A 14,001-nucleotide genomic window follows, 5' to 3' on the forward strand; every position below is an offset into this window, starting at 1 on the left:
GCGCCATGGATGGCGCGACCGAGGCTACATGGACGTACTTGCGCCGTCCCCCGCAGCCGGACCCACCCCGCCATCCCACGGATAGCCCAGCTGTTGCCGTTGAGGTTGCCGGCCAGCGGCCGGCACTACCGCGGGTGCCGGGCGCAGCCCGGCCGGACCACCTCCGGTGGTTGCAGCAGCAACCGAAAAAATTGGCCATGATCGGCTGACCCCCATGTCGTACGGCCCGCCCGTTCCGCCAGCCATGCCCGAATACCGTTCCCGCACCTCCACCGCCGGCCGCAACATGGCCGGCGCCCGCGCCCTGTGGCGTGCCACCGGCATGAAGGACGGCGACTTCCACAAGCCGATCATCGCCATCGCCAACTCCTTCACCCAGTTCGTGCCCGGCCACGTGCACCTGAAGGACCTCGGCCAGCTGGTCGCGCGCGAGATCGAACAGGTCGGCGGCGTCGCCAAGGAATTCAACACCATCGCCGTGGACGACGGCATCGCGATGGGCCACGACGGTATGCTGTATTCGCTGCCCAGCCGCGAGATCATCGCCGACGCCGTGGAGTACATGGTCAACGCCCACTGTGCCGACGCACTGGTGTGCATCAGCAACTGCGACAAGATCACCCCCGGCATGCTGATGGCCGCGCTGCGCCTCAACATCCCGGTGGTGTTCGTCTCCGGCGGGCCGATGGAAGCAGGCAAGACCAAGCTGTCCGAGCACAAGCTGGACCTGGTCGACGCGATGGTGGTGGCCGCCGATGACAGCGCCTCCGACGAGAAGGTCGCCGCGTTCGAGCGCAGCGCCTGCCCCACCTGCGGTTCCTGCTCGGGCATGTTCACCGCCAACTCGATGAACTGCCTGACCGAAGCGCTGGGCCTGTCGCTGCCCGGCAACGGCACCACGCTGGCCACCCACGCCGACCGCGAGGCGCTGTTCCGCCGCGCCGGTCGCCTGATCGTCGAACTCTGCCACCGTTGGTATGGTGGCGAGGACCCCAGCGCGCTGCCGCGCGGCATCGCCACCCAGGCCGCGTTTGCCAACGCCATGACCCTGGACATCGCAATGGGCGGCTCCACCAACACCATCCTGCACCTGCTGGCCGCCGCGCAGGAAGCGGAGGTCGACTTCGACCTGACCCACATCGATGCGCTGTCGCGGCGCGTCCCGCAGCTGTGCAAGGTGGCGCCGAATACGCCGAAGTACCACATCGAAGACGTGCACCGCGCCGGCGGCGTGTTCGGCATCCTGGGTGAGCTGGACCGCGCCGGCCTGCTCGATACCACGGTGCCGACCGTGCACAGCACCAGCCTGGCCGACGCGCTGGAACGCTGGGACGTGGTGCGCAGCGACAACGACACCCTGCATGCCTTCTTCAAGGCCGGCCCGGCCGGCATCCCCACCCAGGAGGCCTTCAGCCAGGCCACGCGCTGGCCGAGCCTGGACGTGGACCGCGCCGAAGGCTGCATCCGCTCGCTGCAGCACGCGTATTCGCTGGAAGGCGGCCTCGCCGTGCTGCGCGGCAACCTGGCCGTGGATGGCTGCGTGGTGAAGACCGCCGGCGTGGACGAGTCGATCCATGTGTTCGAAGGCCCCGCGCGCGTCTATGAAAGCCAGGACGCCGCCGTCGCCTGCATCCTCGCCGACGAAGTGCAGCCGGGTGACGTGGTGGTGATCCGCTACGAAGGCCCGAAGGGCGGCCCCGGCATGCAGGAGATGCTGTACCCGACCAGCTATCTGAAATCGAAGGGGCTGGGCAAGCAATGTGCGCTGCTCACCGATGGCCGCTTCTCCGGCGGCACCTCGGGCCTGTCGATCGGCCACGTGTCGCCGGAAGCCGCCAGCGGCGGTGTCATCGGCCTGGTGGAAAACGGCGACCGCATTCGCATCGACATCCCGGCGCGCCGCATCGACCTGCTGCTGGACGAGGCCACGCTGGCCCAGCGCCGCGCCGACGCCGATGTCCGTGGCTGGAAGCCGCGCGCGCCGCGCCCGCGCAAGGTCACCAGCGCGTTGAAGGCTTACGCCCTGCTCGCCACCAGCGCCGACAAGGGCGCCGTACGCAATACCGCGCTGCTGGGCGATTGATCCGTGTGCGGCAATGCCGGCCGCTGGCCGGCATCTGCACGATGCGTCTGCGTACCAATGAGGTTGCCGGCCAGCAGCCGGCACTTCCCATCCTGATCCGTTATGGTGTTCCAGGAAGTCACCAACACGGAGGTTGCGATGATGTTGCTTTCCATTGCGCTGGCCGCTGCTATGGGCACGTCAGCCGAACTGCCCAAAGCCCCGGACTGCAGCTACGACCGCGATGCGATGCTGGCGATGGAACCGGATGCGTTCGATCAGGACATGGAAGGCGGCTGGCGCACGCTGGCCGACCGTGGCTGCCACCGCGAAGCCGCTGACCTTCTCGCCGCCTATGCTGCGTTGCCGAAGGCTGCAGGCAACTCCATGATTCTGTGGCATGAAGGCCAGATGCGTGCGGAGGCGGGCCAGTACCCGCAGGCGGTGGCGCTGATGCAGCGCACCTACAAGCCCACCGACACCGATCCCGGTTACTGGAACGCCTACGTGGACGGCACGATCGCCTTCCTGCAGCGCGATCGTGCGGCGCTGGAGAAAGCGCGTGCAAGGTTGATCGCGATTCCTGCGCCGGAGCAGATTGCCAGGGCGCTGAAGGATGGGCGCTATCACTTCACGACCGCCGGCGGGCAGAAGGTGGATGCGCCGTGGCCGCCGAACCTGGACGTGCTCGATGGCTTCCTGCGCTGCTTTGATCGCGATTACCACAATGCGATGGGCAACCAGTCCTGCCGGAATCCGGAGGGCGGTTGAGCGACAGAGTGCGTGGTGGGGTCAGAGCCTTTCCTGCGGAAGGGATCCGACCCCGTGTCAGCCGATCACGCGCTTGAACGGCGGCAACGCGTCGATGATGCGCTTGCCGTAGCGGCGGGTCAGCAGCCGCGAATCGAGGATGACCACGCGGCCGGTGTCGGTGGAGGTGCGGATCAGGCGGCCGGCGAACTGGGTCAGCGTGCGCAGCGCGTGCGGAATCGCGATCAGATTGAAGGCGTTGAGCCCGCGCCCCTCGAACCATTCACTGAGCGTGGCGGTCTGCGGGTCGGTCGGCACTGCGAACGGCACCTGGGTGATCACCACCGTGGTGCAGGCCTCACCGGGCAGGTCGAGGCCCTCGCCGAACGAATTCAGGCCGAACAGCACCGAGCCTTCGCCTGCGGCCACGCGCCGCAGATGCTCGTCGATCAGGCGGGTCTTGGACATCTCGCCCTGCACCAGCACCTGCTTGCGGCGCGCGGTCGACATCAGCCCGGCCACCTTCTCCATCTTCCAGCGCGAGGTGAACAGCACCATCGAGCCCTTGGCCCAGTCCAGTTCGGTGTCGAGGTAGCGCGCCACTTCGCGCGGGTGCCCTTCGCGGTCGTCCGGGGTGACCGGGAACTTCGGCACGATCAGCTCGGCCTGGTTGGGCAGGTCGAACGGCGAGGACAGCGAGACCATCTCGGCCTCTTCGGGAATGCCGTTGTCGATCGCCAGTGACTGGAAGTCACCGCCGCCGGTCAGCGTCGCCGAGGTCATCACCACCGAGTCCACTTCATCCCACAGCAGCTTGCGCAGCACGTGCGCGGCCGACACCGGCGAACCGTGCAGCACCAGGTCGCCGTCACGGGTGGCGGTGACCCAGCGCGCCATCGGCGGTGCGCCGTCCTTGTCCTCGCGGCGCCACGCCTGCCACAGGTTGTACTGCTGCTCGATCATTTCCAGCGCCATGCCCAGGTTGCGCTGCAGGCGCTCGCGCGCGGCATCGTCCGGCTTGCCCTTGGCCACCTGCGCGGTGGCGGCATGCGCCCAGTTGTAGAGGCTGCGGGTATCGTCGGCCAGGGCCTCGATCGGCTCGCGCCAGGCCTCGGGCAGGCGCCCATTGGCCGCGCGCCACATCGGCTCTTCGTCGGCCGGTGCCGGCATCCACACCCGTTCGATGTGGTCGCGGAACGCGCGCAGCTGTTTGGCCACGTTGCTGGCCACCTCGATCGCTTCGTTCGGCAGCAGGTTGCCGAGGCGATCCTTGTCGACCGCGCGGTAGGCACCGGCAATCAGGATCTGCAGGCGGCCGGTTCGCTTGGCCATCTCGTCCAGCGCCAGGCTCGCCGCGCCCTGGTCGATCGCCACGTTGCCGATGTGATGGCCTTCGTCCAGCACCAGCAGCATGTCCGACGGCGGCGCAATCAGCGGCTGTCCGTTGTCGCTGTCACCGATCGACAGTGCCGACAGCAGCAGCGCGTGATTGGTGACCACGATCTGCGCATCACGCACGGTGTTGCGCGAACGCAGCACCGCACACTGCGCCGAATAGGCACAACGACGCCCCGCGCAGCCCGAAGCCGGCGTGGTGATGCGGCTGCGCAGGCCGGGGCTGATGGTCTCCGGTGCGTTGTCGATGTCGCCATCCCAGCTGCCGCCGGTGAAGGCATCGGTCAGGCGCTTGGCGATGTCCATCTCGATCGGCGCCAGCGGCCGGTCGAACAGCGGCGCGTCATCCTCGAACATGCCACCCTGCGAGCCCTCGCCCTGGGCCTCGGCGGCATTGCGCGTGCACAGGTAACGGGTGCGGCCCTTGGCCAGCGCCACGGTCGCTTCCAGGCCGGTGGCCTTGAGGAAATTCGGGATGTCGCGCTCGACCAGCTGCGACTGCAGCGCCACGGTGCCGGTGCTGATCACCAGCTTCTTCTTGCTGGCCAGCGCGATCGGCACGCCTGCGGTGAGGTAGCCCAGGCTCTTGCCGACGCCGGTGGGCGCTTCGACCACGCCGACGCCACCGCTTTTCGACAGCGCACGCGACACCACACCGATCATCTGGCTCTGCGAGCGACGGGTGGAGAAGCCGGGGGTATTGGCCTGCAGCGTCGTGTACGCCTTGCGGATCGCGTCCTTCAAGGTGTCATCGAGCGTGCGCGGAGCGGCGACGGTTTCGGTCACGCCGGGAAGTACCGTGGCTGGATCAGGCCGGTCATTGTCGCATGGCCGGCCGCGTTCACCGTCGCTGGCACCCTGAACGGGCCAGCGACGACGCCCGGCGGCGGTCACGGTCCGATCGCCGGACTGCCCAAGGGCCAGATACGCCGGGCCTGGCCCGGCGCTGCCGCTCAGGCCGCCGGGATCGTACGGCTACGCAGCAGGCGCACCAGTGCCCACACCAGCAGCACCACGCCGATGGCCTCGACCATGGCCAGCGCGAAATGCAGCACGCCGAGGATGGCGCCCATGCCCGAGATGGCGCTGAAGTTGCCACTGCTGACCAGCCACATCGGCAGGACACCCGCCACCAGGCCGCCCAAGCTGGACAGCAGCAACAGCACCAGGCCGACCAGGGCGCCGGTGCGGGTGGCATCGCGCGGCGCGCCGACCACCCAGACCAGGCCGATGCACAGCGCGATCAGCACCGGCAGGCGCACGCCGACCATGCTCAGCACGGTCACCATCAAGGTTGTGCTGTCCATCGATCAGTCCTCGCCGGCCAGCACGGCCGAGCCCTGGCGCAGCGACTGGTAGATCTCGTCGGTCTGCGGGCGCACGCCATGCCACTGCAGGAAGCTCTCTGCCGCCTGCTCGACCAGCATGCCCAGGCCATCCACGGTATTGCGGCAGTTCGCCGCGCGCGCCCAGGCCAGGAAGGCGATGGCGGCCTCGCCGTAGTTCAGGTCGACGGCGGTGGTCATTGAATTGACCAGCGACAGCGGCAGCTTGAACTCGACGTCGCGGTCGCGGCCGGCCGAGGTGGCATTGACGATCAGCTCGAAGTCGCCCAGCTCGCGCAGGTCTTCCCAGTAGCGGCTGATCGCGCGGCCCGGCTCGCCCATGGCGTCGATCAGTTCATCGGCACGTTCCGGCGTGCGGTTGACCACCACCAGCTCGGTGATGCCGGCATCGAGGAAGGCCGGAGCGACGCTGCGCGCGGAGCCACCGGCACCGATCAGCAGCATGCGGCGGCCACGCAGGTCCAGGCCGTGGCGGTCGGTCAGGTCACGCACCAGGCCGATGCCATCGGTGGTGTCGCCATGCCAGCGGTCGCCCTTGCGCAGCAGCGTGTTGACCGAACCGGCGCGGCGCGCACGTGCAGTCAGAGTGGTGCACACCGAGAACGCGGCTTCCTTGTGCGGCGAGGTGACGTTGGCGCCGACGCCGCCGTCGACGGCGAAGGCTTCCAGGCCGGCCAGGAACGCATCCGGGGCCAGGTCGATCGCGCGGTAATCCACCGCGATGCCTTCCTGGCGACCGAACGTCGCGTGGATCTGCGGCGACTTCGAGTGGGCAACGGGGTGTCCGAAGACGGCGTAACGGTCGGTCATGGAATCCTCAAGCTGGCTAGACTGATGCTCTTTCGTGCACGGACCCGGATGATGCGCATCACCCCGCCCCTGCTGGTGCTTGCCGCCAGTCTACTCTCTGCCCCCGTGGCGATGGCGTTGAACGAGTACGGCATCGAAGGCATGGGCGTGGTCTCGACCCGTGCCGACGAGGGCCGCGCCACGATCAGCGCCGATGGCCAGCGCATCGTTTTCGCCCGCCGCGGCGAGGCCGGCTGGGGCCTGTGGGAGGCACGCGTGGTGGACGGTCGCTGGCAGCAGGCACAGGCACTGCCGGTGGGCGTGGCCGGTGAAGCCCGCGATCCCTACTTCAGCCGTGACGGCCGCTGGCTGCTGTTCGCGGCCGGCCGCGAGGGCAAGCTGGCGCTGTATCGGGCCGCGCTGGCCGCCGATGGCCGGCTGGGCAGCGCGCAGGCCCTGGCCGGCGATGGCGGGCGCCGGGAAGAACGCGGACCGGCCCTGAGCGCGGATGGCCAGCGGCTGTTGTTTGCTCGGCAGCAGGGCGGTGGCGCCGGCTGGGACCTGTTCGTGGCAACGCTGGATGCCCAGGGCAGGCGTGGCCCTGCAACGGCGTTGACCGCGTTGAACAGCGCCGATGACGAGACCGATGGCGATTGGCTGGGCCATGACGGCGCGGTGGTGTTCAGCCGCGGCAGCGGCACGACCGCGCAGGTGTGGAGCAGCGGCTGTGCGTGGAGCGGCGTGGCGCTGCAGCCGCTGGGGCTGTCGTTCAACCAAGCCGGCGGCTGGACCGGCGCGCCGGTGATCGACAATGCCAAGCCGGGCGAGATGATGGTTGCCAGCAGTGCGGCGAAGGCGCCACGTGCCGGTGGCGTGGATGTGTACCGGCTGGCGGTGCCGAAGGTGGCGGCGGTGGCCGGGTGTATCCGGTAGATCCACGCCATGCGTGGATAGCCGTCTGGTAGATGCCAACCTTGGTTGGCATGCGGGAAAGCGCCAACCAAGGTTGGCGGCTACCAGAACTGAGAGTCAGCGCGACAGTACTTTGGCGCGCTGCTGTTCGTACTCCAGCTCGCTCAGCTGGCCGTTGTCCTTGCGCTGGTTCAACGCGGCCAGCTCGGCCTGCACGCTGTCGGGCAGGGCCTGCTCACGGGCCACGTGGCGGGCGGCGGAGAGCTGCTCCGGCGGGCGCTTGCCGGCCCGCCAGGCGGCGATGAAGACACCGACGATGATGGCGCCGAACACCAGCGTACCGATGCCCCAGATCAGCCATTGCATCCATCCCAGTTCGGGTCCCATCGCGTATTCCTCCGTCTATCGTGGCGCTATTGTCAGCGCTCGCGCAGCCATCGCGCCACCTGCGGCGCGAAATAGGTCAGCACACCATCGGCACCGGCCCGCTTGAAGCCCAGCAGCGACTCCAGCACGCAGGCGCGCTCGTCCAGCCAGCCGTTGGCGAAGGCGGCCTTCATCATCGCGTACTCGCCACTCACCTGATAGGCGAAGGTCGGCACGCCGAAGGTCTCCTTCACCCGGCGCACCAGGTCCAGGTACGGCATGCCCGGCTTGACCATCACCATGTCGGCGCCCTCTTCCAGATCCAGCGCGATCTCACGCAGGGCCTCGTCGCCGTTGGCCGGGTCCATCTGGTAGGTCTTCTTGTCGGCCTTGCCGAGGCTGGCCGCGCTGCCCACCGCGTCACGGAACGGGCCGTAGAACGCCGAGGCGTACTTGGCCGAGTAGGCCATGATGCGCACGTTGATGTGGTTGTCGGCATCCAGCGCACGACGGATCGCGCCGATGCGGCCGTCCATCATGTCCGACGGCGAAACGATGTCGACGCCGGCCTCGGCGTGCGATACCGACTGCTTGACCAGCGCCTCGACGGTGATGTCGTTCAGCACATAGCCCTTGTCGTCGATGATGCCGTCCTGGCCGTGGGTGGTGTACGGGTCCAGCGCCACGTCGGTCATCACCCCCAGCTCCGGGAAGCGCGACTTCAGCGCGCGGATCGCACGCTGCGCCAGGCCGTCCTCGGCCCACGCCGCCGACGCATCCAGCGACTTCAGCGACGGGTCGATCACCGGGAACAGGTCGATCACCGGGATGCCCAGCTCCAGCGCCTCTTCGGCCACCTTCAGCAGCTCTTCGATCGACAACCGCTCCACGCCCGGCATCGACGGTACTGCGGTGCGGCCGGCCAGTTCGTGCACGAACACCGGGTAGATCAGGTCGTCGGTGGTCAGCGTGTTCTCGCGCATCAGGCGGCGTGAGAACTCGTCATGGCGCATGCGGCGCGGGCGGTAAAGCGGGTGGGACATGGCAGGCTCCGAGGAGTGGCTATTGCAACAGGTAGCCCTGCGGCAGCAGGGGTTCGGGCAATGGGCGTTCGCCGAGCGCGTCGAGCTGGTCGATCTCGATCGTGCGCACCAGTGCGTCCAGCGGCAGGTCGTTCGGCTCCAGGCCGAACGGGTCTTCCATTTCTTCGCCCAACTGGTCCAGGCCGAAGAAGGCATAGGCCAGCACCGCCGACAGCACCGGCGTGCCCCAGCCCAGCGAACTGGCCAGGCCGAACGGCAGCAGCACGCAGAACATCCATGCGCAGCGGTGCAGCAGCAGGGTGTAGGCAAACGGCAGCGGTGTGGTGAGAATGCGCTCGCAGCCGGCCTGGATCGACGACATCGCGTGCAGGCGTTCTTCCAGCTGGGTGTAGAGGATCGGGTCCAGCTCACCGCTGCGCAGGGCCTGCGCCAGCTCGGCGGCGATCATCGACAACAGCGCGTCGGGCACGTTCTCGCGCTGCCCGAGTTGTTCGCGCTGGCGCTTGTCCAGCCACGGCAGGGCCATCAGCGCCACGATGCGCCCGCGCAGGCGACCGGCCAGTGCATGGGCGAAGGCGGTGGTGAGGTAGGCGATGCGACGACGACGGCCGGTGTCATCGGCCAGCAGCAGGTTCACCTGGCGGGCCAGCGAGCGCGATTCGTAGACCAGCTGGCCCCACAGCTTGCGGCCTTCCCACCAGCGCTCATAGCAGGCGCTGTTGCGGAAGCTGAGGAAGATCGACAGCACCAGTCCGAGCAGGGTGAACGGCGTGACCGAAACGCGTTCGATGCCGGTCGGCGGCGCCAGTTCCACCACCGCAGCCACGGCGATGGACAGGATCAGGATGGCCAGCACCTTGGGCGCGATCGCTTTGACGATCGAACCGCGCAGGATGTACAGCAGTTGCCAGCCGTGGGGACGGGGTCGGATGATCATGGGGCAGCCGCGCCGGGCGCGGATTCACAGGCACGCGGGGGGCTCGCGCAGCCATCCATTGTACGCCCCTGCCCGGCCATCGGCCGTGCGCCTGCGACGCCCTGTCGCACCCGGGCGCAGGCTCAGATCACGCCGCCACCCAGGCCGAGGCGGAGGATGCCCACCACCACCACGATGCCGTTCAGGACCAGACCGGCCCAGGCCCGGCCACGCTTGCTCGGGTGGGTGAACAGGATGCCCAGCGCGGCGATGACCGCGCCCACCGCAGCGAACGGGATCAGGAACCAGTTGCCCCAGCCGAGCAGTGGAATCAGCGCCAGGATCATCCACAACAGCGCCAGTACGCCCCACAACAGACTGATCACACCCATGCCGCTCTCCCGCAGTTGGTTCCTGCCCCAACCATAGACGTTCCCGCTGCCGCCGCCTACTGCCATTGGCGGGGCTGTCACCGCCACCGTGCTAGCGTGCTGCCGTGCGTGCCCTGGCCCGGGTGTTGGCGCCGATTCAGAGTGGCCCGCCGATGATCGCAACCAGTCCTACAGGGGTCGTGCCATGAATATCCGTTGGGCCGCGTTGGCGGCCATCCTGCTGGTCGCCGCTGGCTGTGCCAGCACCTCCAAGGTGATGCTGGGCCGCGCCCGCGCACCGATCGATCCGGCGCTGGTGCAGATCTATTCCACCCCGCCGGCCGGTTCCCAGGAAATCGCCCAGCTGGAATCGGCGTCGGCCGTCGGCTTCGGCACCCAGGGCCAGACTGATGCCGCCGTGGCACGCCTGAAGCGCGAGGCTGCGGCGCTGGGTGCCAATGGTGTGGTGCTGATGGGTGTCGGCAGCAGCGGTTCGCCGGTGGGCATGTCGGTGGGCGCCGGTTCGTTCGGCTCGCATGTGGGCGGTGGCGTCGGCATCGGTATTCCGACCACGCAGAAGCGCGCCGCCGGCGTCGCGATCTGGGTGCCGAATCCGGCACCGCCGGCGCGGTTGCCGACACAGGTGATCACACCGCAACCGCAGCGGTGACCCTCTCGGGTCACCGCGGGTAGTGCCGGCCGCTGGCCGGCAACCTCAGGAACCTGTCCAACGCCCAGAGAATGCCGGCCAGCGGCCGGCACTACCCGATGATGCTCAGCGCTTGTACTTCGGCACGAACACCTTGTTCACCGCATCGGCCAGCTGGTCCGGCGGCAGCAGGCCCTGGTCGAGCAGGAAGTTGTTGAAGGCCAGACGGTCGAACTTCGCGCCCAGCGCCAGCTCGGTCTGCATGCGCAGCTCCAGGATGCGGGTATAGCCATAGAAGTAGCTGCCGGCCTGGCCCGGCATGCGCACCATGTAGCGGTCCAGTTCCTGGGTGGCCATCGCCTTGGACAGACCGACCTGCTCCATCAGCACGCGCTCGCCGTTGGCACGGTCGGTCAGGCCGAGGTTGAGCATCGGGTCCAGCATCGCGCGCGCGGCACGCAGCAGGCGGAACTGCAGGGCGATCATCTGCCCGTCCAGCGGCTCGTACGGCACCATCTCGGCTTCGGCGTACAGCGCCCAACCTTCCACGTTCACCGAATTGAACGCGAACATGGTGCGCGCCAGCGAGATGCCGCGCTCGACCATCGCGGTGAACTGCAGCTCGTGGCCGGGACGGCCTTCATGCGCGCTCAGCGTCCACGCCGCCGCACCGAAGTTGAAATCGTCGTACTGTGCGCCCGGGCCGGCGGCCGGGTTGCCCAGCGGCAGCACGAAGGTGCCCTGCTGCCCGGTGTTGTTGACCAGCGGCGCCGGCAGGAAATGCGGCGCCGGGCTGGCGGCACTCTCGGCAGCCGAACCCAGGCGCATCTGCATGGCGCGCTTGGGCACGTCGACGATCGCGTGCTCGCGGATCAGTGGATCGATCGCATCGATCACCTTGCGGTAGTGGCCTTCCAGATGATCGTCGGCGATCTTGTCGGCCTTCAGTGCACGGATCACCGCCACCGGGTCGCTCGGGTCGGCCACCTTCAGGCCCTTGTCCTTCACCACCAGCGGCGCCAGCTGCTGCATCGCCGAGCGGGTTTCCATGAATTCCAGCTGCGCGCGCTGCATCAGCAGCTTCGGGTCGATGTCGATGCCGACCTGCTTGAGCTGATAGGCGTACAGCGGCGCCGGCAGGCGTGCGTCGGAGCGCGCCTTCGGCAGCACGGTGGTGCGCGTCCAGCTGGCGTAGTCCTTCATCTGCCCGGCCAGGGCCTTCATCGCTTCATCGGCGCCGGCAATCTGGTACTTCTTCAGCAGCGACTCGATGCCGGTGATGTAGGTCTCGACGTTGTCCAGCGACTGCTGCACTTCGATCTTCGTCGGTTGCAGCAGGCTGCTGTCCTTCAGCCGTTCCTCGTAGCGCTGGCGGGCCAGCGTGGTGAAGGCGGTGCCGCCCGGTTGCAGGCCGGCATAGGCCTTGAGGCGGTCGACCGCCTTGGCCCGGCGCTCAGCCGGCACCTGGTCGGACAGCAGCAGGTTGAGGCCGCTGAACACCGTCTGCGGCGCATCGCTCCACGGCAGCAGGTACTTCTCGTTGAGCTCGCTGCCTTCGATGTTCTGGCTGGCGGCATGGATCATGATCTCCAGGTCCTGGCGGACATTGGGATCCTTTTCGGCGGCCAGCTTCGCCTTCAGCTCGTCGCGGGCCTTGGCCATCGCGGCGCGGTAGCGCGCATCATTGTCCGGGCCGAGGTCGGCCACCTTGTCGTCATAACCGGGAACGCCGAAGAAGCCGGTTTCTTCCGGCTGGAACGGCCCCTGCGCATCCAGCAGGATCTGTGCCAGGGCGTTGCTGCGTGCCACCCAGGCCGGGCTGGCGGGAGTCGCGGCCTTGGCGGCCGGCGCGGCCAGGGCCGGCGGTGCGGACAGCAACGGGGCGGCAGTCAGGGCCAGGGCAACAGCGAGCGCAATCGGCTTCATGGGACACTCCAGCAAAGGGTTGCCCGCACCCTACGCGCTCACGGCGATGGCGACAATCGGCTGGAGGTCACGGCGACCGCATTTGGGACATCGGGATCATGCAATGGCGGATCCGGATGGAAGCTGGCTACGATGCCCTTCGTTTCGCGCAGGACTCTTGCGTTGTCGTGAAGATCAACGGATCCGGTTGGCACACCCTCATGCTGGATGAGCGGAGATGACCAGATGTTCACCCGCGGGCAGGCCCGGTCGCCGCACTCCAAGGCCATGACGGTACGCCAGCCAGGCACGTCTTCCGCGTTGAACTGATAGCCATGCCCGTATGCGAATCTTGGAGGATCAAGTGCCGCGTTCTCGGGATCATGATCTGCTCCCAGCAGATGGCCCATCTCATGTGCAAGGGTGTGGTGGTCCAGACATCTGCGCTCGACGGCGAGAAAGGCGGTTTCCCGGGTCGCCAGAACCTGCTGGGCCAATCCGCATGCGGAAGCGCCTGAATGTGTATCGATGATCATCACCATTACGTCGGCTCGCTCGCCTTCCCGCGCCACGTGCAGCAGCCAGAGGGGGCCTTGCCTGCCCTTTGCGATGTCATCGAGCGTCCGATCAAGCGTGGTTTCGCGGTATCCCGGAAGTGCGTTGGCCGCCGTCTGCAGCTCCAGTTCAATACCACTTGCTGCAAAGCCGGCATTGGCCTCGATCACCGCAGCCCTGACCTGCTCGATTGCCGGATCCAGCCCGTCCGCCAACGCACCGGCCGCAAAGCCGTACGCAACCCGAATCACATCGCGACCTTCGCCGTTCCCTCCGGCGGCAATTCCTGGAGGAAGATCTGGAGCGGGCCGGTCTGGTCGCCGGTCCCTCACATCGTCTCGCTCGTCCCGTAGAGCGCGGCGCACATCACGCTTTACCAGTCGATCGCCGTCCAGCGTGTAATGCCAGAACCCATGGCTGAATCTCGCATGTGTTCCTGAAGTGTCCGACCAGATTCGCACGTACGGGGGCGGCCCAGGCTTCCCTTCAACATCCAGCGAAACGGCCTTCACCCTGCCCACCCACTGCATACCAGGGATCGAGCGCGCCTCTCGTTGTGCACCTTCGTCACCCGCAGGCCGGTAGATCACACTCTGGACGCTCTCGAACAGGGGTTCGGAAGGATCGCGGACAAGGTGAAGAACCATGTCGTGGAGATCAACGGTGATCTCATCGGCAGCCAGGGCGACCTCATTCACGCGAACCCGACGTACCCAGTCCACATCATCGCCTGCTCTGCGCAGCTGCTGTTCTGCTCCTGCCAATGGTGTGTCCGAGAGTACCTCCACGAAGGGCTCAGCAGCCATGCCGGGGGGAATCGAAAGCAGCGCAAACACTGTCAGCACTACCATGGTCCTGATTGCATACGTTCGCATTGCACGCTCCTTCCAGTATGAAGTGAATCGTTGCAGTCGGATCTGCGCTGCAACCGCTCAATCATTG

Annotated in this window: 13 protein-coding genes; 4 read left to right on the forward strand and 9 right to left on the reverse strand. The window is 67.6% G+C overall.

All coding sequences use genetic code 11. The features are described from left to right. Window positions 1-244: 244 nt before the first annotated feature. Together ilvD and ACJ7C5_RS10615 are read left to right on the forward strand one after the other, a co-directional pair. On the forward strand, window positions 245-2,083 hold the full coding sequence (gene ilvD, locus ACJ7C5_RS10610) for a dihydroxy-acid dehydratase (RefSeq protein WP_412703861.1): 1,839 nt from the start codon (window positions 245-247) through the stop codon (window positions 2,081-2,083). Between the two features lie 141 nt (window positions 2,084-2,224). Continuing rightward, window positions 2,225-2,833, forward strand: coding sequence for a hypothetical protein (locus ACJ7C5_RS10615; RefSeq protein WP_412703862.1), 609 nt, complete (start codon window positions 2,225-2,227; stop codon window positions 2,831-2,833). A gap of 57 nt (window positions 2,834-2,890) precedes the next feature. Here ACJ7C5_RS10615 and dinG read toward each other — a convergent pair whose 3' ends face one another. The 3 genes from dinG to aroE form a co-directional block, all read right to left on the reverse strand. Next, the gene (gene dinG, locus ACJ7C5_RS10620) at window positions 2,891-4,993 is read right to left on the reverse strand and encodes an ATP-dependent DNA helicase DinG (protein ID WP_097049496.1); all 2,103 of its coding nucleotides are present in this window, start codon (window positions 4,991-4,993) and stop codon (window positions 2,891-2,893) included. A 167-nt stretch (window positions 4,994-5,160) separates the two neighbouring features. Then, the gene (locus ACJ7C5_RS10625) at window positions 5,161-5,514 is read right to left on the reverse strand and encodes a hypothetical protein (RefSeq protein ID WP_094001303.1); all 354 of its coding nucleotides are present in this window, start codon (window positions 5,512-5,514) and stop codon (window positions 5,161-5,163) included. Between the two features lie 3 nt (window positions 5,515-5,517). Beyond that, the gene (aroE, locus tag ACJ7C5_RS10630; protein WP_412703863.1) at window positions 5,518-6,363 is read right to left on the reverse strand and encodes a shikimate dehydrogenase; all 846 of its coding nucleotides are present in this window, start codon (window positions 6,361-6,363) and stop codon (window positions 5,518-5,520) included. Window positions 6,364-6,414: 51 nt separating this feature from the next. Between aroE and ACJ7C5_RS10635 the strand changes: the two genes are divergently transcribed. Continuing rightward, window positions 6,415-7,275 carry a hypothetical protein gene (locus tag ACJ7C5_RS10635; protein ID WP_412703864.1) on the forward strand — a complete coding sequence of 287 codons (861 nt, stop codon included), beginning with the start codon at window positions 6,415-6,417 and terminating at the stop codon, window positions 7,273-7,275. A 96-nt stretch (window positions 7,276-7,371) separates the two neighbouring features. Here ACJ7C5_RS10635 and ACJ7C5_RS10640 read toward each other — a convergent pair whose 3' ends face one another. The 4 genes from ACJ7C5_RS10640 to ACJ7C5_RS10655 all read right to left on the reverse strand — a co-directional run bounded on the left by ACJ7C5_RS10640 (window position 7,372) and on the right by ACJ7C5_RS10655 (window position 9,971). Then, window positions 7,372-7,641 (reverse strand): hypothetical protein, encoded by a 270-nt coding sequence (locus tag ACJ7C5_RS10640; protein ID WP_049461678.1) that lies wholly within the window; start codon window positions 7,639-7,641, stop codon window positions 7,372-7,374. A 32-nt stretch (window positions 7,642-7,673) separates the two neighbouring features. Next, window positions 7,674-8,663, reverse strand: coding sequence for a porphobilinogen synthase (hemB, locus tag ACJ7C5_RS10645; RefSeq protein ID WP_006400669.1), 990 nt, complete (start codon window positions 8,661-8,663; stop codon window positions 7,674-7,676). Between the two features lie 19 nt (window positions 8,664-8,682). Next, window positions 8,683-9,600: a bestrophin family protein gene (locus ACJ7C5_RS10650; RefSeq protein ID WP_317222946.1), complete on the reverse strand. Its 918-nt coding sequence runs from the start codon at window positions 9,598-9,600 to the stop codon at window positions 8,683-8,685. Window positions 9,601-9,722: 122 nt separating this feature from the next. Next, the gene (locus ACJ7C5_RS10655) at window positions 9,723-9,971 is read right to left on the reverse strand and encodes a hypothetical protein (protein ID WP_006475755.1); all 249 of its coding nucleotides are present in this window, start codon (window positions 9,969-9,971) and stop codon (window positions 9,723-9,725) included. Between the two features lie 184 nt (window positions 9,972-10,155). Between ACJ7C5_RS10655 and ACJ7C5_RS10660 the strand changes: the two genes are divergently transcribed. Continuing rightward, window positions 10,156-10,620 carry a YbjQ family protein gene (locus ACJ7C5_RS10660; protein WP_088027876.1) on the forward strand — a complete coding sequence of 155 codons (465 nt, stop codon included), beginning with the start codon at window positions 10,156-10,158 and terminating at the stop codon, window positions 10,618-10,620. Window positions 10,621-10,725: 105 nt separating this feature from the next. On the opposite strand, the gene ACJ7C5_RS10665 is transcribed toward ACJ7C5_RS10660, so the two are convergent. Further along, window positions 10,726-12,525, reverse strand: a complete 1,800-nt coding sequence (locus ACJ7C5_RS10665) for a DUF885 domain-containing protein (protein WP_412703865.1) — start codon at window positions 12,523-12,525, stop codon at window positions 10,726-10,728. Between the two features lie 38 nt (window positions 12,526-12,563). Next, window positions 12,564-13,934 (reverse strand): M12 family metallo-peptidase, encoded by a 1,371-nt coding sequence (locus tag ACJ7C5_RS10670; protein WP_412703866.1) that lies wholly within the window; start codon window positions 13,932-13,934, stop codon window positions 12,564-12,566. Window positions 13,935-14,001 lie beyond the last annotated feature (67 nt).

The sequence above is a fragment of the Nocardiopsis yanglingensis genome (assembly GCF_045809185.1).
Lineage (GTDB): Bacteria > Pseudomonadota > Gammaproteobacteria > Xanthomonadales > Xanthomonadaceae > Stenotrophomonas > Stenotrophomonas yanglingensis.

Bases quoted from the DNA above. Each gene is read 5' to 3' on its own strand.
- aroE (WP_412703863.1), bottom strand. From the start codon at position 6,363: ATGACCGACCGTTACGCCGTCTTCGGACACCCCGTTGCCCACTCGAAG.
- ACJ7C5_RS10660 (WP_088027876.1), top strand. From the start codon at position 10,156: ATGAATATCCGTTGGGCCGCGTTGGCGGCCATCCTGCTGGTCGCCGCT.
- ACJ7C5_RS10670 (WP_412703866.1), bottom strand. From the start codon at position 13,934: ATGCGAACGTATGCAATCAGGACCATGGTAGTGCTGACAGTGTTTGCG.
- ACJ7C5_RS10640 (WP_049461678.1), bottom strand. From the start codon at position 7,641: ATGGGACCCGAACTGGGATGGATGCAATGGCTGATCTGGGGCATCGGT.
- ilvD (WP_412703861.1), top strand. From the start codon at position 245: ATGCCCGAATACCGTTCCCGCACCTCCACCGCCGGCCGCAACATGGCC.
- ACJ7C5_RS10655 (WP_006475755.1), bottom strand. From the start codon at position 9,971: ATGGGTGTGATCAGTCTGTTGTGGGGCGTACTGGCGCTGTTGTGGATG.
- ACJ7C5_RS10625 (WP_094001303.1), bottom strand. From the start codon at position 5,514: ATGGACAGCACAACCTTGATGGTGACCGTGCTGAGCATGGTCGGCGTG.
- hemB (WP_006400669.1), bottom strand. From the start codon at position 8,663: ATGTCCCACCCGCTTTACCGCCCGCGCCGCATGCGCCATGACGAGTTC.
- ACJ7C5_RS10615 (WP_412703862.1), top strand. From the start codon at position 2,225: ATGTTGCTTTCCATTGCGCTGGCCGCTGCTATGGGCACGTCAGCCGAA.
- ACJ7C5_RS10635 (WP_412703864.1), top strand. From the start codon at position 6,415: ATGCGCATCACCCCGCCCCTGCTGGTGCTTGCCGCCAGTCTACTCTCT.
- ACJ7C5_RS10665 (WP_412703865.1), bottom strand. From the start codon at position 12,525: ATGAAGCCGATTGCGCTCGCTGTTGCCCTGGCCCTGACTGCCGCCCCG.
- ACJ7C5_RS10650 (WP_317222946.1), bottom strand. From the start codon at position 9,600: ATGATCATCCGACCCCGTCCCCACGGCTGGCAACTGCTGTACATCCTG.